This window comes from Blastopirellula sp. J2-11, assembly GCF_024584705.1.
Lineage (GTDB): Bacteria > Planctomycetota > Planctomycetia > Pirellulales > Pirellulaceae > Blastopirellula.
Genome location: NZ_CP097384.1, coordinates 3,707,014 through 3,728,462, shown reverse-complemented (window position 1 = coordinate 3,728,462; position 21,449 = coordinate 3,707,014). Strand labels below are relative to the sequence as shown.

The window sequence follows — 21,449 nt, the reverse complement described above, 5'->3', positions numbered from 1 at the left end:
TCTGGCAAAAAATGTCTAAATTGAGGCAGTGGTCCGAATGTTTCCCTTGTGGGACGTTGCGGTGATGAAGATAGGCGACGGCAGATTGGAGCGGATTATGAACGTCGATGGTCATCAGTGTACACCGCGCCATTTCGACGTCTGGCGAACGGCTCTCAAGATCAGTGACGATAGCGCAGTATCTGGTCCCCCTGGCAGATCGATCTGCAGGGGTTCGCCTCAGCGAGGGGCGGCGTACCGCCGGTTATTTTGTTCCGACAAGAACGCCGCAGTGCACGAGCGTGGGGATGATCGGCTCAGGTTTCAAACCGGCGGATGCTAGCATGCTGCGATATTCGGCGCCGCTGTAAGCTCGACCTTCGGTGAAGGAGAAGAGCGAAGCCGAATAGAGCGCGATCGGCAGCGGCCCATCCAACGCGTCGTTGAGAAAGACGTCATGAATCAGCAGGCGGCCGCCAGGGGGAAGAATCTGGGCGCAACGGTCAACCAACTGTTGGCATTCGGGCAGGTCCCAGTCGTGCAGGATGTTGGAGAGCAAAATCGTGTCGGCGCCGGTCGGCAGCTTGTCTGCGAACATATCTCCGCTGACAAACTCGCAACGATCACTTACGCCGTACTCTTCGCCCATTTGCGCCGCGATCTTCAAAACTTGAGGACGATCAAAAACGATGGCCCGCAGGTGAGGATTCTTTTGCAAGAGGGCGTGCGAATAGATGCCGGTCCCGCCGCCGACGTCCAGCAGCAGTTGCGCATCGCTCAGCGAAATCACATCGGCCAGGGCCGGAGCGACATTCTTGGCGCGACCTGCCAGCGCCAGCGTAAAGTGGCGCGCCGAGTCTTCGCTTTCCATCGCCGACTTCATGCCGTCGCGGTAGATAAACGCGGCGCCGCCGGCGTCATCGTCGTCGCTTCCCAGCGGGCGATTGGTCTTTAACAGATGAACCATCGAAAGGACGCCGGGGCTCTGCGCAGCCAGCCCGACGTAGTCTCCACAGTCGAATGCGCCGCCAGGGACTAGATGTTCGGCGGCCAACTCGGTCAAGCTGAACTGACCAGCCGTTTCTTTCAACAGTCCCATCGCTTTTAACGCCGTCAGCAGCACGATCGCGGGGCGCAGTTCTAACTGCAACTCTTTGCGCAGCGTCTCGATGTCGGTTGGCGCTTGATTCAACCGGCCAAACAGATTGAAGTGCGCGACCGCAGCGGTCAGCAATTCGGAGCCGTGCATCCCGCGAAAGTGTTCGAAAAGGGGAGTCGGGTCGGTCGAGGGGCGATCGGTCAGCGAACGGTTGGTTGACTTGTTCGGCATTCGTGGGAGCCTCTGGGAGCGAAGAAAGTCTGGGATCCGCCTTATTATTCCATGACCGCGTCCGCTGTCGATGGCGCAGCAGTCTTACGAGGGCGACGAAACTGCCAGATTGCTGCGACGACGAAATCCGCGAATGCCGAGATAACACAATGCGCATTGGCCGGCCGCCATCCAAGCAAAGATGGCCGTGGCCCCGATCGCCGCCAGATTCACCCAGCGGATCAGCTTTTGTTGGGCGTCTTTCAGCGCAGACTCAAAATTTGCTAAGTGATTCTCGATTGCTTGGATTCGAGCATCGACGATACCTAGCGTCGCCACAACGCGCACCACCAATTGGGCGATCTGATCGGATCGGTCCGCCGTCAGTTTCCCTTCACCTGCCTCCGCGGCGCGATGGGTGATGTTTTTCGCGGTCTCGATCCCTTGGCGCAGTTGCTCTTGAATCGCTTCGATTTCTTGGATGAGATTTTGCACGGAATCGGTCTTTGCGGAGACGCCCAGTGACTGACTCGCTTCAACCGCTTGTTGCAGTAGTTGCACTGATGATTCGGTGAGTGCGATCCATTGTTTGGCATGGTCAAGCTCGGTCAGAAGTAACTCCGCTTTTTTCTTCACGCCCAACCGCGAGCCAGCGAGTTCCGCCGCTTCCGCCTTGGCCCAGGTTTGGGCGTTAGCTTGGATTTCGTGGGAAGTGATCTTGAGAGCTTGAACGCGATCTTCCGTTTTTGCGACTCGCTCACGGACGTCGGCGAGTATGCCATCGGCTGCGTTAAAGACTTTGTCGGTCGCGCGCGTCACGCGCATGCTGACGGTCCAAACCGCGATCAATATCAGGACGCAGCCAATGGTTCCAAGTGCGCCTGCCAAGAGAAAAAGAGTGGAAAGGATGCGTTGGAACATGGTCTGCTAGTCGTCCAAGTTGCAGAATGTCTGAGAATCGAGCGGCGGCGCCTCAGGCCGTGTTGGACAAAGATTGTACCTCAGAATGGAAAAAGATCGTTTGCATTGTTCGACCGAGTCACGCTGGCTTGAACCAAACAGCATCCTCTCAGCGATTGCCGAGATGGAGGATTGCGCGAGCCAAATTCGGTCATCTGGAATGCCGGCAATAAAGATAGCTGTTCACTTCTATCGTCGCTATTGCGAAGAGGGTGATTGCCGCAGTTAGAAACGCAATCTCACGGAACTAGGCGGCGTGGAGGTTCACCAAACAAACTGTGCCTCTCGGTCTTAAGTGTTTTTCACAAAGGCATTTAGAGAAATCCTTTCGGTCGGAGACATTGGTAAGATCAAACGAGCGCAGTAAAAAAGTTTGACGAGATTTTCGAGATTTCTGTCACAGTCCGCCCAGGTTGAGGAGAATCACTTATCGAGGTGGCTTCTAATCTCGCTAATTAGTGACAAGACGTACTCATACATCGATAATGCTGCGACCCCAACGGAATGTTTTTTCATGAATCGACGAAATGCCTTTACGCTTGTTGAGCTGCTGGTCGTGATCGCCATCATCGGCGTCCTCATCAGTTTGTTGTTGCCCGCTGTTCAAACAGCTCGCGAAGCCGCTCGTCGCTCCTCCTGCACCAACAATCTAAGGCAGATGGGGCTGGCGCTGCATATGTTCCACGATACCTATCAACGTCTGCCTCCCGGTTCGTCCAATAATCTACCGCCATTTGGTACGGCCCCCGGAGCAAGATATGGTACGTCCTGGATGGGCTACATCATGCCGTTTTCGGAAAACAACAACGCCTATGAGAGCGCCGGTCTGGCCCGCGCAGGGAGTTGGAACACCACATCCATCAGAAATGCGCTGGAAGGCGTAAAATTCCCCATTTATGAGTGTCCCTCTTCTCCGTTGCTGGAAGAGTTTTCTAGCGGCACTCCATACTCCATGATCCCCGATTACCTGGCGATCGCAGGCGTGAAGAACGGATTTGGCGGGGCCGTCGGCGTCGATATGTCGTCGTCGCGGGCCGGCGTTTATTCTAAAAACGGCGTCATGTTTCATAATTCTCAGACCGCTTTTCGCGATGTCACGGATGGAACATCGACAACCATGATGGTCGGAGAAGTGGGAAATTGGGTTTGGTCGACCGACAATGAACAAGTGGACCTGCGTCCAAACTTTGGCGCCGGCTTTGCGCTGGGCGGCCTCGGTGCTGGCGACACGAGCACCGATGTGGCGAACTCTGGCGGAGGGACGCGAACCTACGCGATTACCGCGATTCGTTACGCAATGAATCCAGGCCCCGATCGGCCTTTCACGACCAGCGGCGCCGATGGCGTTTGCACCGATGGATGTTCTAACCATCCGCTTAACTCCGCCCACCCCGGCGGCGTGCAAGTGTTGTTTGTGGACGGCTCTTGCCATCTGCTTGCAGAAACGATTGATTTGACCGTCTACGCGAGTCTCGGCGTTCGCAATGATGGGAACGTCCTCGGCGAATACTAGTCGAATCGGACTGATATGCTCCCCGCGTCTAAATTGGGCGACTCCATTCAGCGACTTGGCGAAAGTTGCCTGGCTATGGTGCTGATTGCACGCGTCCTGTTTTAACTTTTCTGAGGAAATTAGTTCATGGATGGGTACATCCGAAGCGTTTGGCTCCTGTTGGCCGTCGTTGCGATTGCAGCGGTTGGTTGCCGTGAAAAGCGCCCGACGATCGAACGGTACAGGGTCACGGGGACGGTGACTCTCAATGGAGAAACGCTTGAAAATGGTGACATCATTTTCACCTCGGCCGAGGATGTCGCCGTCGGCACCGAGTCAAGCGGAGTGATCGTGAATGGGAAGTATCACTTAAGCTCGACCCCTGGCATGAAGAAAGTGCAGATTTACGCCAGCGAGTCCAAAGGATTCGACCGAGATGGGATGCCGAGAATCGTGCAAATCGTGCCGCGAAAGTACAACGAAAAAACAAAACTTACCGTCGAGATTCCTCGAGAAGAACACGCCGCCGACTTTGAACTGCGAATTGCTCCCCGACCGGGGTCGGCCGCGAAAACGAAAAAATAATCCGAGAAGCAGGGCCGGCGCACTCCGCATGTCCGACCGAATGGGGAGATATCTAATATTTCTTGTCAGAATTCGTGCCACACAAGTGACGCTTGTGGAGAGTAATGGAACGGAGAGAGAAGCAACATGCTGACAAATGAACAACAAATGCAATTCACCCGGCTTTGGACAGAGGCGCAACCTGTCGTCAGCCAGTATGTTGACTCGCTGATAAGCGATTCTTGGATGGCTCGCGACATCGTGCAGAACACGTCAGTAGCTCTGCTGCTTAAGTTTGAGCAATACGACGCGACGCGTCCATTCATCGCGTGGGCGATGGGAGTTGCAAAATTCGAGATACTCGGCAGTCGTCGCGACACCGCACGAAACCGCATCATCTGCGACCCTGACTTACTCGATCAGTACACCACGGCCTGGGCGGAGATTTCTCCCCAACTGGGTGATGAAGCTTTGGCCTTACGACAATGCGTGGGCAAACTGGAAACCAAGCAACAAGAGATGCTGCGGCTTCGCTATGTCGAGGATTTGAACTCCGACAAAATTGCAAGCCAGTTGGGGCGAACTTCAACCAGCATACGTACGACGCTTCATCGCATTCGGCTCGCACTACGCAGGTGCATCGAAGGCCAATTGCCATCCAAGGGAGCGATCTAATGACCGATTTTGAAAACCCGCTGTTCGACGGTTGGCAGGAAAAAAAACTCACCGACGAAGAAGAGCAACAACTCTGTGAATGGTTGAATCAAGACGAACAGCACATGCGGCAGTTCGTGACGGCGAACATTCGAGAGCAACAGCTCCGAGATGCGGTTCGCCATCTGCATCATGCGGACGAAGTCGAGCGTCACGTCGGGGCCAATCGCCCGGTACGCGACGTGAAAATGCCGCGGATGCTGTATTTTATATTCGCCGCGGCGGCGACCGTTCTCTTGGCTACTTGGTTGGTTCTTCCCAGTCGACCGGTGAGCGTCCAGGCCAACGTGATTGCGATGACCAACGCACGCCTGACCGGCGTCGATGGAAATGCCGCGATCGGGGAGATGATTTCGCTCGGCTCGTTCCGGCTTGAAACAGGCACTCTGGAAATCATGCTGCCATTTAACGTGCGCGTTCAATTTGTAGCGCCGGTTGAGGCCACGTTTGAAAGCGGCAAGCGACTGCGACTGTTGGAAGGGAGCATGATCGCCGAAGCAGGCAACGGTGGCGAAGGGTTTACCGTCGTTACCAACGCCGGCGAAATCGTCGATCTGGGGACTCGCTTTGGTCTCGAAGTAGAACGTGACGGCGAGTCGCGCCTAGCGGTGTTTTCTGGCGAAGTCGAGTTTTACCCCTCCAGCGCGATGGCCTCGAGAGAAGTTGTAAGACTGACCGAAGGGGAAGCTTTGCGGTTCTCGGCGCGAGCGGGATTGCGACGTTGGCAGCAGGTCGCTATTGAAGCCGATCGCGCAGGACTCAGTCGGGTCGCCCATGTTGGCGTGGTGCGCGAGGTTCATGACAATCTGGGGGAAGGAAACCTGAGACCCTTTTACAGCGTTATCCAGGGGGGAATGAAGCCGGGTGCGCTTGCCTTTAACGATAAGCCGAATCCCGTTTGGTCCGCATCGGTTGGCGAAGAATTTCCGGCCTGGTTGGAAGGGGCGGACCTGATTCGCACGTACTACAATTTTCGGTACATCGAGGACTATCAACTGACCCTCGATCTGAACGAACCCGCGGATGTTTATGTTCTGATTGTGTCGCCTGGCCAAGTGCCGAATTGGTTGAAGGAGCGTTTTCATCCCGTGGAGGGCGCTTCTATTCGCGCCGGCAGTTGGCACCCTGGAATGGGGGATCATCCGGCGGCGACGGTTGAATCCGATGGTCCCTATCTCAACTTCTCGATCTGGAAGTGCGAAGCGGGACCGGGAGAATTGAAGCTCGGTGCGCCTCTACAGCACCGCGTAAAAGGGGTCCATTCATTGATGTATGGCCTCGCGGTTAAAGCAAAGTCTTCCTCCTAAAGTCCCTCCGCAGTATGAAATTTTCGAAGTCAAAATTCGTGAGATGGTTCGTTTGTCTGGCGGTTGCTACCGCGATGAGTGCGGTCGCTTCGACGGCATCTTCCGAAGAAGTAGCAATCACCGCGTATATCACGAAATACTGCTTGGATTGCCACGGCCCTGACACGACCGAAGGGGATGTCGATCTGACCGATTTTTACCGATCGGCGGAGATTCAACTGCTATTCAGAGCTTACGATCAGACGGCGCTGCACAACATGCCGCCGGAGTTTTCTGACCAGCCCTCCTCTCAAGAGCGTGCCAAATTCATGCGTTCGCTCGACAGCTTCCTGAAAGCGAATGGACACGATAGAACGCGTAAACCAGGTTATGGCAACTTGGTGGACCACGCCGTTCTGTTCTCTGAACCAGCGGTCCGTAAAGCCGCGACGCCAGCCAGGATTTGGCGACTCGACGTTGACTCCTTTATCGCTCGCGCTCGACAGATTACTTCGCACGAACTGTTGTTTCTTGACAATCGCAATAATGCAAAACCAGTATCGTTTCCGTACCAAACGCCCGACCATACCTTTCTGGATTTCGCCGGCGTCCATGGTTTCGACAGCTCTACCACAGAAATGCTGCTGCTTGAGTCGGAAACGATCGTCGATGAGTTCATCAAGCGGCGCTGGAATCGTTATGTGAAATCTTCGCATCGTGACCAGAAAAAACTTTGGGCTACTATTTTTTCGGAGATTACGGGACAGCCAGCCGACCCCGAGCAGTTGCAAGCGTTGTTGGATCTGCATGCTCGCAGTGAACGCGATCTGGGCGAAGCAGCCGCCAATCGGCTGACTGTGAAAGCGATCTTGCTACGGCCCAACGTGTTATTCCGATTTGAGCTCGGTGCAGGCGAAGCGGACAAGTTCGGTCGCCGCTATTTGAGCCCCACGGAAGCGGCCGTGACGCTTGGCTACGCCGTCGACGTAGCGGGACCGGATGCGGATCTGACCGCGGCGCTGGAGCAGTTCGATCTGAATGATCGCGAACGACTCCGTTCGACCTTGCGACCGTATCTAGAGCGTGACGCGATGCGCAGCCGGTTGTTGCGTTTCGCTCACGAGTATTTTGAATATCCGCGGGCGATCGAGGTATTCAAAGACAAAGACAAAAATGACTATCACCCCAACCGACTAGTCGAAGATGCGGACAAGTTCATCGTTGAAATCCTCGACGAAGATCGAGACGTGCTTCGCCAGTGGCTCACATCGCGACGCTTTTACGTTCGCGGCATGTTTAATTATTATGGCGCCAAGATCTCCCCCATTCGTAAGCAGAACGGCTACAAGGACTATCATCGCAACTTTAATCTTGCGCCAGAAAGCGTCGAGAAACATCCCCGCTGGTATGAAATGCCCGCCAACGAGCGGGCCGGCATTCTCACGCATCCTGCCTGGTTGCTGGCCTTTTCTGACAATGAAAAGAACCAGGCGATTCAACGGGGACGCTGGGTTACGACCAAACTGCTGGGCGGAATGATTCCCGATGCGCCGGTCGAAGTCGATGCTCGATTGCCTGCCGACGAATCGATGACGCTTCGCGAAAAGATGCACGTGACGCGTGCCCAAGAATGTATTCACTGCCATCGACACATGGACCCGCTAGGCTTGCCCTTCGAACAATTCGATTTGTTTGGACAGTTCCGTACGCAAGAGAAGGCGAAGCCCGTAGTCACGACCGGCGAGCTTTGGGGACAGGAAGTTACCGGTCCGATTCCCTACGTAACCGCGCTGGCCGACTCACGGCAAGTCAAGCAAGTCTTTTTGCGGCATGTGTTCCGCTTTTTCACCGGCCGTAACGAGACCATCGATGACGCGCCGACGCTGATCGATATGGAAACGACTTACGACCAGACGGAGGGAAGCCTCAAAGAAACGGTGTTGACGCTGCTTACGTCCGACTCGTTTCTCTATCGCACTGATGCTCCATCAACGGTTAAAAGCCATGAATAATAATCCTGTTTTTGCTCGCCGTAGATTTCTAAAGGGCCTGTCGCTTGGCGTGGGTGGAGCGACCTATTTGGCTCCCATCCTCCATAGCCTTGCGTTGGGGGCCGAGGGAGTCGAGCGCAAATCGCCCCGATTCCTGTTCGTGCTGGAGGGGAACGGCCTGCCGCCGGCGCAGCTTCATCCTCGCAACCTGCCGTTCGTGGCGCGCGAGGATCGAAAGCAGCTGACGACGCATCGGCTCGAAGGGGAGCATCTGCCTCCGTCGCTCAAGCCGGTGGAAAAATACGCAGACCGGATGGTCGTGCTGCAGGGCGTCAACGGCGAAGTGTGCGGCGGTGGACACTCTACCAGTCATGGCGCACTGGGGGCCTACAATACGCTCGATGGTAAAGTCATCCATGATGCGACGATCGACTACGTCTTGGGGCGGAATGCGAAGACCGTGTTCGAGCACGTCGTTCTAGGGATTTCGGCCCAGGACCGCGAAGTCGTCTTCAACTGCTCAGCAACCGGTCCCGGACAAAGCGCCGCGACGTTCTGTAAGCCGGCCGCCGCCTACCAACGAATTTTCGGGCCGATCGCGAGTGCCGACGCGACGCGCGAGCAAGCCTATTTGCTCGACTATCTGAAAGAGGACATTCGCAGTGCGCGACGCTCACTGCCTGCCGCGGAGACTGGAAAGCTCGACTTGTACCTGGACGCCTATGAAAACATTCAGGTGCGTAATCGCCGCGTGAAAGAATTAGCTGGCAAGAAACAGCTGGCAGGATGGAAGCCGGGCGATCGCTTTGGATCCGCGCTTCCCGAGGACCGACTCGATGCGCATTTTGAACTGGCGACAACGACGCTGGTTTCCGGTCTGACGGATGTCGTCACGATCGCTTCGGGGGTGGGTTTCCGGCATTTCAATATTCAGTTTTCAAAACTGGCGTCTCAATCCAAGCATCCCATGGGGCATGCGATTATCGGCGGCGACAAAGCGGCGATCGCCGAAGCGGAAGCGATCCGGGCATTTCACTTTCAGTTGATCGCCCGCACGATGGACAAATTGGCCTCCATTCCTGAGGGGGACGGTACGATGCTTGACAACACGATCATCGTCTATCTCAGTGATTCGGCGGACACGCATCACACGCGATGTCTTGAATGGCCTTACGTGCTGCTGGGAGGTTCGCCTCGGCTGAAGCTCGATGGCCGCTATATCGTCTATCCCACGCGCGGTCAGTCGGGTTGGCGGACGGTCAATACCATTCATAACAGCCTCTTGCATGCTGCCGGTCTTCCTGCCGAGAGTTTCGGGCATCAGATGAAAGGCATCCGCGACGAAATTCAAAAGGGCCCTCTCCAGGAGTTGCTAGTTTGACATTCAACTTCAGCAAGCGGCGCGATCTTAGAATCGCCATGCAGTTAACGTGGTGTTTTTGCTTCGCAGCGTCTCCTCTTCTCGCTGGAGAGAAGACTGCGCCGAAGCTTACCGATGAGCAGAAACTAGCGATCATTCTGAACGGAGTCAACGAGTTCCCGCGCGCTGACCGGATGCGGCAGTTCGCCAAAGAAGGCTCCATCGACGCCGTGGGACGCCTGGTGACCATTGGAAAGTCGGTTTACTTTAAGTCCGCCGATCAGTCCTACATTCCAGAGGGCAAACGATTTCCCTATCCCGAGTTGCTGCTGGAACTGCACCTCACGGAAACTCATGCCTACCAGCCCTTCATGGAACATGAGTTCGTGAAAAATCGGAACGTCTTGTACGACGGGCCTGTGCGAATCAAAGGCAATTGGGCCTATGAAGCGCCCTACCATATTTTTGGACTGGTCTGGGTGGATGAAGCGTCCAAAGCTCCTACCTATCCGGACGTTGACTGGGGGCCTTGGATGGAAAAGAGAAATACTCCGCTCCAGACCTCCTTCGATTCCCAGCCGTAGTCTCCCCTGCGACTTCATTCCCAGAGCCGAAGCGGGCTCCTTGTTCATCCAAGCACTCACCTACCTGAATCATGACCCTACAAACGAATCTGCTTCATTCTGGCCTCCGCTTGGGAGCTTCGCTCTTCTTCGCATCGATCCTGGCGGTCTCGGCGCCTGCTTCCGCCGCCGATCACGCTTCGGTCGGCAATGACAAGATCGCACGTCAGGTGTCGTGGGACAGCGGTCGCCTTACAACGGGGTCGATCGCAAATCGCATTGATCAAAGCGAGTTGAATATCTCCGGCGGCGACGAGTTCGCTCTGACGGTTCGCCTGGATGGGGCCGCAGCCGATCTCCGACTGACGGCGGCCGATTTTAAGGTAAGCGGGAGCGAAGCTGCCGCCAGCAGCGACGCACTGGAGGTTCGGCTCTCTGGAAAAACCGCCCCATTAGACGTCACCGTTCGTTATTTCGCGAAGCCAGGCGAACCCTGGATGCGCAAACGGCTTATCGTCACTGCGCGGCAGTCGATGCGGATTGAGAAGGTTGAAGTCGAACATCTGGCTGTCGACGACGCCTACGCTCCCTACCGCTCCGATCAGCTTACAGCGCAGGGCGCAGCGAAATGGCGCCCGCCGCTTGGTCAGCCGGTTTATACGCGGACAAGCGGAACCTGGTGGGGCGTTGAGTTTCCGGCGGCGCGTAACGAAGTGAAGGACGGCAAGCTGGTTTGCGGCTACCTGACCGGGGTGGACCTCAAGCCTGGCGAAACCTATTCAAGCTATACAACCGCCGTCGGCGTCTCGGACGATCCTGATTTTTTGAAGGACGCGTTCCTCGACTACATCGACGTGACTCGCGCTCGCCCGCTTCGTCTGCAAACGCAATATAACTCGTGGTTCGACTATAACCGGCAGGTCGACGCCGACACTTTCATCGCCAGCGTGCGTAAGGTGAACGAAGAGCTCGTCGTTGATCGCGGAATCCCGCCGCTGCGCGTCTACGCGATCGATGCCGGCTGGCAAGATATGACCAAAGACTGGACGAAGGTGGGAGTGTGGCCGGTCAACGGAAAATTCGATCCTGACTTCAGCCGGTCTCGCCAGGCAATCGAACAAGCGAAGTCCTCGCTTGGATTGTGGGTAAGTCCAGGCTGTTTGTTCGGCAGTCAAGCGGCGATTCCCGCGATGCGCACAGCCGGATGGCGCACGCTCGACCCGTGGATGTCGATGACCGGAACCGACTACATGGATGCCCTTGAAGATCGACTGGTCCAGCTTGCCGCGGATGATGTCGCTTACTTCAAACTCGACGGCGTCTTCGGCCATCTCAGAACGCGCAACTTTGACATCGAAGGTTTCAAGGGGGGAGAGCAGGAGCTCAACGAAGCGAAGTACGATGACGCGAAGGAGCGCTACTTGTCTCTCGGAACAGAACGCTTGATGCAGATCTTCAAGCGAATGGGCGAGGCCAATCCAGACGTCTACATCGTGATCTCCAATGGCGCGTACCTCAGTCCGTGGTGGCTGCAGCATGTCGACGCGGTATGGATGATCAACGCAGGAGACCATGCTCGCGGAAATGACCGCACCTCGCAGCTGATCTATCGAGACAGCGGCTATTTTCAGCTTGCTTCGACGACGGCGGACAACACCCAGTTCCCCCTCAACTCGATCTTTAATCACGAGCCGAAGAAGATCTCTAGCGAAGAAGATCCCGACGCATTCCGGCGCTATTTGCTGATGAGCCTTTCTCGCGGCACGGGATTCGTCGAGCTCTACCTCAAGACTTTTGACCTGAGCGAAGATGACTGGGACGTATTGGCCGAGGGGATGAAGTGGGTGCACCACATGTTCCCCGCATTCAAACGAGCGCGGATGATCGGCGGTAATCCGGATAGCGGCGAAGTTTATGGCTACACCGGCTGGACTGAGGAGATGGGGTACGTTTCGCTGCACAATCCGTCGGACGAGACGCGCGAGTTCTCAATCGTCCTTGACCGAACGCTCGGACTGCCGAAGACCGCAGTGAGCCAAGGCGGTTCGTATGTCGTATCGTCGCCGTTGACGGCGGATATCGAGTTGCTGCCCAAGAGAGCCGCCGTGGGGCGGACCATTGCAATCAAGCTGCCGCCTCGCGCGATCCGCATCTTGGAATTTGCGCGAGTCCCTGCGGATCGGTAGCTCGCGCTTCGCGTTCGCAAAATTAGGTGTCGAAGCGCTAGCTCCAGCCTTCCAAGTGACCGGTGCTGTCGCCAAAGCTTTCCGCTTCGACGCCCATGTGCCGTAGCAGCGACACGTACATGTTGCACAGCGGCGTCTCTTTCGGAGCGGTGATTCGGCGGTTGGTTTTGAACGTACCGCCACCTTTTCCGGCTAACAGCAGCGGCAGGTCTTCTTCCTGGTGCGTGTTGCCGTCTTTGATGCTGGAGCCGTACATCACCAGGCTGTTGTCCAAGAGGGAGCGGCCTCCTTCATCAAGGCCGCGCATCTTCTCGATCAGGTAGGCGTATTGCGTCAGGTGCCACAGTACGATTTTTTCGTACTGCTCGCGCTCTTTTTCTTCGTTGCGATGATGCGAAAGACCATGGAATGAACCGCGAACGCCTTCGAGGAAGCCGAAATTTCGTCCGGTTTGGGCGTTGCCAAGCATGAACGTCGCGATCCGCGTGGTATCGGTCCAAAAAGCCAAAACCATGATATCCAGCATCAAACGGACATGTTCTTCGTGGCTAGCTGGAATACCGGGACCGGGTCGCGGCAGATCGAAACGTCCTTGGTTGATCCAACGTTTCTGCGGTTTGAGCGCGGTTTCGATCCGCTTTTCGACACTGCGTACCGATTCGAGATACTCGTCTAGCTTCGCTCGATCTCCTTCGCCCACTTTGGTTCGCAACGATTTGGCGTCTTCCAGCACCAGGTCGAGCACGCTGGCGTCATCGCGAGCCAACGAATCGGCGACCGCTTTTTGATTCGGATTGAATCCAGACACCACCGGCCCGGCCGTGGTCGTGCGGAACAAGCGATCGAAAGCCAACCGCGGGACGATCTCTTTCGGAACCGGCGTATGCGGATCTCGCCAGGCGATATGCGAACCATAGATCCGCGTGAAACCGCCCCCCACATTGTCGACGCCGGTGTAGGCCGCATCGACTCCGAGCTCTAGCGAAGGGAGCGGAGTTCGATCGCCCACTTTGCTGGCGAGGACCTGATCGATCGAGACGCCGCCGGTGTTGATGTCGCGGCCCGACGTTCGTTCGACGAAACCGCCGGAGAGCCATGCGGGGACCTTAGGCCAGTGTCCGTTGCGACCGACGGTCTGCTTGTGCCATAAGTTTTCCAGGATGGTGACTTCTTCTTTCACGTCCTTCAGCGGCTGCAGCATCGGGGTTAGCTCGAAACTGCCGTCCTCGGTTTTCTCTGGGTTCCACTGATCGCCTCGCACGCCGTTGGGAACGAAGAGAAACGCGGCTCGCTGCGGCGGATCGCTGAGCGATTCTGAGCCCCAGCTGCGCTGGCTCATCGATTCGAGCCATGGCAAAGCGAGCGCCGCGCCAGTTCCCCGTAGCAGCGTCCTGCGCGAGATAGGCTTTGACATGTAGATCTCCTTGTTGGACGGGTAGGATGCGGGAGGTAGGCTTAGGGAGAGGAAGGATCGGCGGCGGCCATCCGTTGGCGATACCGAAACGGCGTGCTGAGGACGATTTGTTCTATCAACGTCTGCATGCGGAAGTCGTTCTCTTCCAGCGACGTGACCAGCGCTTCAATGGTGCAACTATCAGGATCTTCCAAGCTCCGTCCTAACGCATAGCCTAAGACCTTACGGCTCAAATGACGAGCGAATTCCTGTTTTCTCGCCAGCAGAATCGTTTTCAGTTCGGCTGGCCCGGCGAATTTTTCTCCCGAAGGCAACACGCCGCTCGCATCGACCGCTTGGCCGTTCTCGGTTTTATCGCGCCAGCGTCCGAGCAGATCGAAATTGTCCAGGCCGAAACCAATAGGGTCGAGCAGGTCATGACAAGCGGCGCACGAAGCGTTGTCGCGATGCTTTTCCAACTGCTGACGGAACGTCTTCGCGCTTTTGGCGCTCACCTTCTTCGGAAGAGCTGGAATATCGGCTGGTGGGCTAGGCACCGGCGTGCCGAGCAACGTTTCCAGGACCCAAGCGCCGCGCAGGACCGGGCTCGAACGTTGCGGGTAGGAGGTCACCATGTGAACGCCGCCGAGCCCTAATAGTCCGCCGCGTTGACCGTTGGACACATCCACTTTGCGAAGTTCATGCCCCTCGACTTGCGGCAGGTCATAGTGCTTCGCGAGACGATCGTTGAGGAAACAATAATCGGCGTCGAGAAACTCAAGGATCGAACGGTTCTCTCGTACGATGTACGTCGTTAGCTGGATTGCTTCGGCGCGAAAGTCCGCCGCGAGTTCGCTGGAGTAAATGCCTTTGAACTGGCCGTTGATGGGGGCGACGCTTCCCCCGACTTCCTTCGTGCCGAGCCACTGTCCGGTAAACGTATCGAAGAAGGAATCGGCTTTCTCGTCCTGCAGCATACGCTGGACTTCCGCTTGCAACACCGGCGTTTCATGAAGCTTTTGTTGACGAGCCAAGTCAAACAGCCGCTCATCCGGCATGCTCGACCAAAGAAAGTACGACAGTCGCGTCGCCAAAGCGAAGTCGTCGATGCGCTCTAGTTCTGGGGACTTCGGCGTCTCTTCCATGCGAAAGAGAAAATAGGGCGAGACGAGTATTCCTTTCAGGGCCAGCTTCACGCGCTCCTCGTAGGGATCCGCTCGGTCAGCGGCACGATCGTACAAAGCCAGAAACGGCGCCAGGTCGTCAGCGCTCACTGGATGACGAAAAGCGCGAGCGGCGAATCGACGGAGAAGTTTCTCGGCTGCGTCTCGGCTCTTTTCGTACTTGCCATCTTGCGCGGCGAAGATTTGATCATGGAATTGTTGAGCGTCTTGGGGACGATGGATGCCCAATTCCTTTACCTGCAATCGCAGTAGCTGGAGATCCGGCTGATCCTGGGGGTTATGGAGAGCGATCGCATGAAAACCACGATTCAGTCGCACAGTGGTGTTGACTGATTGTTTTTTATCTTGAGAACTCAGCTGGAAACGGTCGGCAGGTAGTCCATCGAGTTTTAAGACCAAGGTCAAATCCGACTTCGACGGATTGCGAACGTCGGCGGACAACTCGTAATCGCCGGCGACATAGATGACGGCGCCTGCCGATAGCTCGTGCCCAGACTTCAAGGTGCGTGCCTGATCGTCCTGCGATTCGCCGAGCGGTAATAACTGGTCAGCGGTGAATTCTGCTCGCAACGGCGGCGTGATGATCGCGGCGTCCAGAATCTCTTGGGCCGCTTCGACGTAGCGTTCCATCAGCATCGGCGGTAAGAAAAGCGTTTCGCCGTTGTTATTAAATCCTTCGCCGCCGCCGCCATCGGTCGGAAACGTTTCGTCGTATCCAAGCTGCGGGCCGATAAGATCGCGAATCGTGTTCTCATATTCCAAACGATTCAGCCGCCGCGTCGTCACGTTGCCGGCATACGGACCAAGTTCGCAAGCCGTGGCCCGTAAATGGTCGTCAATCCAATTCGCCAGTTCCAGCCGCTGCTGTTCGCTTGGTTGTTCTTCATCCGGGGGAGGCATCGTACGATTGCGAAGCTGTGCAGCGGCGCTTCCCCAGATACCGCGCAGATGTTGAAGGTCGGCCGTCGTGTTCGCTTTCAGAAACTCGACGTGGTTGCTCGGATCATCAGGATCATGACACGCGGCGCAGTAGTGGGCCAGGACTGGACGGATCTTCTTCTCGAAGTGGTCTGCAGCCTCAGGCTCTACAGCGCCGACAGGGGAGATCCAGCCGTGCGCCAATAGCGCGCATAGCAGATATAGAGGGTAACGGGATGCCATGGAAGGTTGGAAACGAAGGAGGGAGAGGCGGCGGGAGGTCTCCTTTCATGGTAATGGGGATAAGAACATCTGAACAGCGCAAAAAAAAACGACCCCTTCGACCGGGTTGCAACGATAACGAAATCCCTGTTATTCCCTACCGAAATATTGTTCTTCGCGCGGCAATGCGACGACTTTCCACGTTGCGGGGTAAAAGCGAACGATGCCGCCTGGGCGAAATCCTTCGAGCAACATTCCGCATTTCACTTGGATTTGCACGCCGCTGTTGCCGGGTCGCTTGGGGACCGAATTGATCTGCAGGATGTTACCCCCTTTCCGATCATTTACGGGGTCGTAGGTCATCAGCGATTTTCGCGCAACGCAAATGCCCCCCTTGGGTGCGAGGGGATCGTCTTCGGGATACGAGAATGGCCAGCCGTGCCGCTTTTCGTCCGTCTCTTCTAATTCGTCGAACAACGTCGGGTCGACCCCGTCGAAGAAAGTGATGGTGACGATTCGCTTATCGTCGTCCACCGCATCAATCCACCCAGCCAAGCCGCGGTCGCGCGTATGCACGCGATGTTGGTTCTGTTGAAGTTCGGTGGCGAGATCGCGACTTGCTTGATCGAGCCAAATTTCTTGGATGCGTCCCGGGCCGTAAAGGGTCGCCCACGTCAAGTTGAACAGCACTTCTTGGCCAACTTCAATCGACTCCAGCTTTGCGAAGCCTGTTCCTTGGAAGACGCGCGTGCTGCTCACCAGATCAAATGTCTGCGAATCGCCAACCGGTTTTCCGGCATGCCGGAGCGTCGCTGTGAGGGTCATTTCGTCATGGTTCACCGCGTCAATCTTCCACGTTAGATTCTGCCGAGCATAGAACGAGAAGTCATCCTCCAGACGCAGGCAGCGACGAAAGTTGACATCCTTGGTGGTCCGTCCATAAGGACCGTCCGGCTTGTCTGCTTTCTCCTGGGGATCTGCCAGAAAAAAGAGGCCGTGCAGGTGCGTCATAAGAGGAATATGTTGCAACGCAGCCGGACTGCCGACGTAATAAATCGAACCGTACGGAAGCATGTCGGCTTCGAGCGGTAGGTCGAGTCTTCCTTTGTCCTGCGTGTCGTCTCGATCGACTCGGATCTGGAACCTGCGTTCAACATGATCGAGTGAGATCAATTCGCCAGAGATTGCGTGCGCTGCGCTGGCTGGGGGAAACTTTCCATCGACGAGCTGAAACCAGGGGAGAGTCGAATCGAGATTTTCATCGGTACGAAACTTCGACTGGGGCTGCGCGTTCAGATCGCTGACCAACAGAACGAAAGGAAGGATCGTCCATAGGCATCGATGGAGAGTTGGCATAGGAGGCCTACGATTTCGTGCATAAAATGAAAAGGAACGCGTTACGTAACGATCTCGGAAATCGGTCCGACGCTGTCTTGAAACTGTTCGACCTCGACATCCATCCGCTGCAACATGGTCAGCAGCAGATTGCTCAGACGCGCGTTTCCGTCAACTGGACGAGAACAGATTCGATAATGGCCGTCGGTATTGGTGACGTCATACTGGCCGATCTTCGGCAGATTGAAGTCGACATGCTGGCCATGCTTCAGACCCAAGGCCTTGCCGCCGGCCAGAATCGTCGGCAAGTTGGCGTTACCGTGACTATGTCCATAGGCCATGCCGCTTCCCCAGAGAACTTGCGTCGTATCCAGTAACGGCTGATCATCGTCGTAATGCGACTTCAATTGATCGAGGAAGTAGCTGTACTGTTCGACCAGGAACGTATCGGTCGCCGTCAAGCGTCGCAGTTGCTCTGGATCGCCGTTGTGGTGAGAGAGTCCGTGCCGTGTTTGCGAGATGCCGATGTCGGGAATCGCTCCGCCGTTTGATTCGCTGCAAATCATGCAGGTAATAACCCGGGTCGAATCGGTTCGCAGAGCGAGAACCATCAGATCGAAGAACAGACGGTAGTATTCGGTGACTTGGCTCATGTCCAGCTTCCGCGTCAGGCGAGCTTCCTCTTGCGGCTGGATCGTCGGTTTAGGCACGTCCAGCCAAGATTCGGCCCGCGTCGTACGAACTTCAACTTGGCGAACGGCAGTCAAGTACTCCTCAAGCTTCGAGCGGTCCTCGGTTCCGAGTTTACGCTGGACGCGACTCGCATCCTCGGCGACTGCATCCAAAATGCTGCCTCGTCGATTCAGCCGTCGGCGCACTTCACTTTTGCTCTGTTTTTCTACGCCGAACAAGCGGTTGAAGATCACACGCGTATTGCGTTCGGCCGGGATCGGAATGCCATCTTTGGACCAGGCCAGCGAGTGCCCTTCAATCGCGAGTTCAACGGAAGCGAAGCGAGTTGACGGCCCTTGGACTTCGGCCATCAGTTGGTCGGCCGAAACCGTATTGCGAAAGGCTCCGCCGTCCGACGGCACGTTCGCTCCGGTCAGCCAAACCTTGTCGCAGTTATGATGCTTGCCGAGCACCATCGGGTGATGTAGGCCGCTGATCGGCGTCACATCGTTCCGATGCCGTTCGAGCGACTTCATAGGATCGCTGAATTGGTAATCGGCGCCTGCTTGTTGGATTTGCCAGGTCAGCGTGTTCACGCCGTTGGGAATGTAGAGGAAGACGCTCCGCTTCGGTTGGGATGACGCGGGGCGCGACGCTGCGTATAACGTCGGAAGTTCCATCGCGTTGAGCAACGGCAAGGCCAGGGAGACGCCGGCGCCTCGCAGCAATTGGCGGCGATTGACGTGCCATCGATTCATGTTGAAATTGCTCATCGGATCTCACCTTGGGGATCGGGACGCAGGAGAGGCGGGTTTAACGCTTTTGGAACAAGTCGGACAGGACGAACGCTTCGAGGATCTCTCGCAAGCGATAGTCGCTCGCACGGCTGACTGCGGCGATCGTTTCTAGATCTTCACGGTCTTCGAAGGTCATCGCGCGCCTCATTCCGTAGGTCGCTAGCTTTTCAATGAACGCTGCGTTGAACTTATCGATATCTTGCAGCATTAAATGTTTAAACTCGGCAGGCGTTTGAAAGCTGCGCCCATCGGCCAATTGTCCAGACGGATCCACTGCGGGGTCTTCGCCAGATCCGCGCACGCTTTCCTGGGTTCGCCAATGACCGATGGCGTCGAAGTTCTCAAAAGCAAGGCCAAGCGGATCGATCTTGCGATGGCAACTAGCACAGGTCGCGTCGTGCACATGGGCTTGCAGCTTTTGACGCAGAGTCGACTTGGGAGAATCGACCGGGTTGGTCGGAATTGGATCGACATTGGCCGGCGGCGGAGGGGGCGATTTTCCGAAGAACGTTTCCAGGATGTACTTTCCCCGATGGACTGGACGATGGCGCGTTCCGTCTGATGTCAACGAAAGGATCGCGGCTTGGCTCAATAGTCCGCCGCGATGGGCGTCGGGTTGCAACGTGACTCGTTCGAAATCGTGACCGACCGAATCTGGCAACTCGTAAAACTGAGCCAGACGTGAGTTGACCATCGTCCAATCGGAGTGGATGAACTCGTGAAGCGTCAGTCCCTCGTGCAGCACTTCCCGGAAAAAGTGCTTCGTCTCCTGAGCCATGCTTTGCTCTAACGACAGATCGTAGTCCGGGTAGAGTTGCTTGTCAGGCGGAAACATGCCGACTTTGTCAAGCTGAAGCCACTGCTGAGGGAATGACTCGCAGAAACGGTCCGCCTTGGGATCGGCTAGCATGCGTTTTACCTGGCGACGAAGCTCTGCTTTATCTTGCAGCTTTCTCGCTTCGGCCAGCTGAAACAGCTCGTCATCCGGCATCGTGCTCCAGAATAAGTAGGAAAGGCGAGAAGCGATTTCCCAGTCGTTTAACGTATGTCGAACCTTGGCTTCATCTCCTTCGGCGATATACAGAAAGCTTTTTGAGCATAGGATGGTTAACATGCCGGCTTTGACGGCATCCGAAAACTGTTCACCGGCGTCGAGCTCGGCCTGGACGATCCTCATGTACGTATCGATCTCTAACTCAGACACCGGCCGCCGGAAGGCCCGCTGAGCTAGGTTGCGCAGACCTTCACGAACGTGATGCAGATTACCTTCTTCGGCAGGCCAATACTCTTCGCGGCGGCGCTGCTCCTGCTCGGTAATGAAGGGACCGCGCCACGAAATGGAATCGAGAATCAGGAATGGATGCAGCGGTTTTCCTGCGCCGTCGGTCAGCTTCATCTGCCACGGTAAGCGGCCATCTTTGATGCTGACAAAGGGCCTGCCGCCGTGTCGACCTGAACGAAAGTTCGTGGACAAGCCCGGAATTTCGTTGATGATATGAACGCTAGGATTTCCTGCAGGCAGGTGAGCGCGGAAGGTCACCGTGATCGGCTCTTCTTCCGGTGCAATAATATCGTGCTCGAAGAGAACGCGATCGAGCGAATTCTCGTATACATACAGTCGCGGTGCGCGCCCTCCTTCCGGCTTCAGCCCGCTGAGCTTGATACTCATTTCGTAGATGCCGGGCGCAGGAAGACGTTTGAAGTTGGAGTCGCGATAGAGATCTCCTGCCCACATCTCGTAGCGAACTTTGTCAAGCTGTCCAAGCTTGCTTAGTCGCTCTTTGTGCTCTTTGCTGATCCGTCCGTCAGGTACGGCGCGACGAGTCACGTCAATAAACTCCGCTTCTTTCTGGGGATAGGCTTCGCTCAGAATCGTTTCGGCGGCGAGGAGATATTTTTCGATATTGGACGGCGCGAGCGTCAGGATCGAACCGATGCGTTGGATGCCGCGCCACTGCGGGTCTGCTGGAAAGCCGCCGGGATCGGTCGCGTCAAAGTGGACGCCGATTAAGTCGCGAACCGTGTTCACATACTCGTCCCGCGTCAGACGGTTGTAAGTGACGCGGCCCCGTTGCGCCATGCGAGCCGCTTCTCCTTCTTCGATTCGTGCTGCTAGCCACTCGACAATCTGGGCGCTTTCTTGAGCCGACGGCAGATTTTCCGCATCTTCAGGCGGCATTTCTCCCGATGTGATTCGCTGCATGATCTCGGCCCATTGCGGAGTGCTTTCGTACCCGATGTTGGGCGAAAGCGTGTCGATACGGAACTCGCCCTCTTGCGTTTTCGGTCCATGACAGTGGATGCAATTGGCTTGGAGGTAAGGCGCGATATCCTGCTTGAAGTTTGGCGCTGCGGCGGCCAATGATCTACCTATAGTCAGCAGAGATAGTGCAGTCAGGAAAGCAATCGCAGTTTTGCGTGTCATCTCATTCTCTATTGCGATGCAAAAGGTCGGGCCGCACGATCAAGGAGCGCATGCACAATGGACGGCCAGTCGCGAGGCTGGGACGAAAAGCGTTTGAAT

At 56.2% G+C, this 21,449-nt stretch carries 15 protein-coding genes; 8 read left to right on the top strand and 7 right to left on the bottom strand.

Features of this window, described 5'->3' with window-relative positions; all coding sequences use genetic code 11:
• Nucleotides 1-244: 244 nt before the first annotated feature.
• Nucleotides 245-1,309, bottom strand: a complete 1,065-nt coding sequence (locus tag M4951_RS14830) for a methyltransferase (protein ID WP_262022431.1) — start codon at nucleotides 1,307-1,309, stop codon at nucleotides 245-247.
• Nucleotides 1,310-1,393: 84 nt separating this feature from the next.
• A complete protein-coding gene (locus tag M4951_RS14825; protein WP_262022430.1) occupies nucleotides 1,394-2,209 on the bottom strand; it encodes a hypothetical protein in 816 nt (271 codons plus the stop codon).
• A 553-nt stretch (nucleotides 2,210-2,762) separates the two neighbouring features.
• Between M4951_RS14825 and M4951_RS14820 the strand changes: the two genes are divergently transcribed.
• From M4951_RS14820 to M4951_RS14785, 8 genes are all read left to right on the top strand, one after another.
• A complete protein-coding gene (locus M4951_RS14820; protein ID WP_262022429.1) occupies nucleotides 2,763-3,761 on the top strand; it encodes a DUF1559 domain-containing protein in 999 nt (332 codons plus the stop codon).
• 126 nt (nucleotides 3,762-3,887) lie between these two features.
• On the top strand, nucleotides 3,888-4,325 hold the full coding sequence (locus tag M4951_RS14815) for a hypothetical protein (protein ID WP_262022428.1): 438 nt from the start codon (nucleotides 3,888-3,890) through the stop codon (nucleotides 4,323-4,325).
• Between the two features lie 126 nt (nucleotides 4,326-4,451).
• Nucleotides 4,452-4,979: a sigma-70 family RNA polymerase sigma factor gene (locus tag M4951_RS14810; RefSeq protein ID WP_262022427.1), complete on the top strand. Its 528-nt coding sequence runs from the start codon at nucleotides 4,452-4,454 to the stop codon at nucleotides 4,977-4,979.
• A complete protein-coding gene (locus tag M4951_RS14805) occupies nucleotides 4,979-6,325 on the top strand; it encodes a FecR family protein (RefSeq protein ID WP_262022426.1) in 1,347 nt (448 codons plus the stop codon). Before M4951_RS14810 ends, M4951_RS14805 begins: the two co-directional genes overlap by 1 nt.
• Before the next feature lie 38 nt (nucleotides 6,326-6,363).
• Entirely contained in the window at nucleotides 6,364-8,316 is a 1,953-nt protein-coding gene (locus M4951_RS14800; RefSeq protein WP_262022425.1) for a DUF1588 domain-containing protein, read from the top strand.
• On the top strand, nucleotides 8,309-9,676 hold the full coding sequence (locus M4951_RS14795) for a DUF1552 domain-containing protein (protein WP_262022424.1): 1,368 nt from the start codon (nucleotides 8,309-8,311) through the stop codon (nucleotides 9,674-9,676). The genes M4951_RS14800 and M4951_RS14795 overlap by 8 nt, the downstream gene beginning before the upstream one ends.
• A gap of 38 nt (nucleotides 9,677-9,714) precedes the next feature.
• On the top strand, nucleotides 9,715-10,239 hold the full coding sequence (locus tag M4951_RS14790; RefSeq protein ID WP_262022423.1) for a hypothetical protein: 525 nt from the start codon (nucleotides 9,715-9,717) through the stop codon (nucleotides 10,237-10,239).
• A 71-nt stretch (nucleotides 10,240-10,310) separates the two neighbouring features.
• Entirely contained in the window at nucleotides 10,311-12,404 is a 2,094-nt protein-coding gene (locus M4951_RS14785; RefSeq protein ID WP_262022422.1) for a hypothetical protein, read from the top strand.
• 37 nt (nucleotides 12,405-12,441) lie between these two features.
• Here M4951_RS14785 and M4951_RS14780 read toward each other — a convergent pair whose 3' ends face one another.
• From M4951_RS14780 to M4951_RS14760, 5 genes are all read right to left on the bottom strand, one after another.
• Nucleotides 12,442-13,818 (bottom strand): DUF1552 domain-containing protein, encoded by a 1,377-nt coding sequence (locus M4951_RS14780; RefSeq protein ID WP_262022421.1) that lies wholly within the window; start codon nucleotides 13,816-13,818, stop codon nucleotides 12,442-12,444.
• 41 nt (nucleotides 13,819-13,859) lie between these two features.
• Entirely contained in the window at nucleotides 13,860-16,103 is a 2,244-nt protein-coding gene (locus M4951_RS14775) for a DUF1592 domain-containing protein (protein ID WP_262022420.1), read from the bottom strand.
• Nucleotides 16,104-16,271: 168 nt separating this feature from the next.
• On the bottom strand, nucleotides 16,272-17,477 hold the full coding sequence (locus M4951_RS14770) for a hypothetical protein (RefSeq protein ID WP_262022419.1): 1,206 nt from the start codon (nucleotides 17,475-17,477) through the stop codon (nucleotides 16,272-16,274).
• A gap of 41 nt (nucleotides 17,478-17,518) precedes the next feature.
• Nucleotides 17,519-18,901, bottom strand: coding sequence for a DUF1552 domain-containing protein (locus tag M4951_RS14765; protein ID WP_262022418.1), 1,383 nt, complete (start codon nucleotides 18,899-18,901; stop codon nucleotides 17,519-17,521).
• Between the two features lie 40 nt (nucleotides 18,902-18,941).
• On the bottom strand, nucleotides 18,942-21,350 hold the full coding sequence (locus M4951_RS14760) for a DUF1592 domain-containing protein (RefSeq protein ID WP_262022417.1): 2,409 nt from the start codon (nucleotides 21,348-21,350) through the stop codon (nucleotides 18,942-18,944).
• Between the last annotated feature and the right edge of the window lie 99 nt (nucleotides 21,351-21,449).

What these genes read in the sequence shown, in the direction of transcription:
- M4951_RS14770 (WP_262022419.1), bottom strand. Translation starts at nt 17,477, where the DNA reads ATGCCAACTCTCCATCGATGCCTATGGACGATCCTTCCTTTCGTTCTG.
- M4951_RS14780 (WP_262022421.1), bottom strand. Translation starts at nt 13,818, where the DNA reads ATGTCAAAGCCTATCTCGCGCAGGACGCTGCTACGGGGAACTGGCGCG.
- M4951_RS14825 (WP_262022430.1), bottom strand. Translation starts at nt 2,209, where the DNA reads ATGTTCCAACGCATCCTTTCCACTCTTTTTCTCTTGGCAGGCGCACTT.
- M4951_RS14810 (WP_262022427.1), top strand. Translation starts at nt 4,452, where the DNA reads ATGCTGACAAATGAACAACAAATGCAATTCACCCGGCTTTGGACAGAG.
- M4951_RS14795 (WP_262022424.1), top strand. Translation starts at nt 8,309, where the DNA reads ATGAATAATAATCCTGTTTTTGCTCGCCGTAGATTTCTAAAGGGCCTG.
- M4951_RS14760 (WP_262022417.1), bottom strand. Translation starts at nt 21,350, where the DNA reads ATGACACGCAAAACTGCGATTGCTTTCCTGACTGCACTATCTCTGCTG.
- M4951_RS14815 (WP_262022428.1), top strand. Translation starts at nt 3,888, where the DNA reads ATGGATGGGTACATCCGAAGCGTTTGGCTCCTGTTGGCCGTCGTTGCG.
- M4951_RS14790 (WP_262022423.1), top strand. Translation starts at nt 9,715, where the DNA reads ATGCAGTTAACGTGGTGTTTTTGCTTCGCAGCGTCTCCTCTTCTCGCT.
- M4951_RS14820 (WP_262022429.1), top strand. Translation starts at nt 2,763, where the DNA reads ATGAATCGACGAAATGCCTTTACGCTTGTTGAGCTGCTGGTCGTGATC.
- M4951_RS14805 (WP_262022426.1), top strand. Translation starts at nt 4,979, where the DNA reads ATGACCGATTTTGAAAACCCGCTGTTCGACGGTTGGCAGGAAAAAAAA.
- M4951_RS14765 (WP_262022418.1), bottom strand. Translation starts at nt 18,901, where the DNA reads ATGAGCAATTTCAACATGAATCGATGGCACGTCAATCGCCGCCAATTG.
- M4951_RS14785 (WP_262022422.1), top strand. Translation starts at nt 10,311, where the DNA reads ATGACCCTACAAACGAATCTGCTTCATTCTGGCCTCCGCTTGGGAGCT.
- M4951_RS14830 (WP_262022431.1), bottom strand. Translation starts at nt 1,309, where the DNA reads ATGCCGAACAAGTCAACCAACCGTTCGCTGACCGATCGCCCCTCGACC.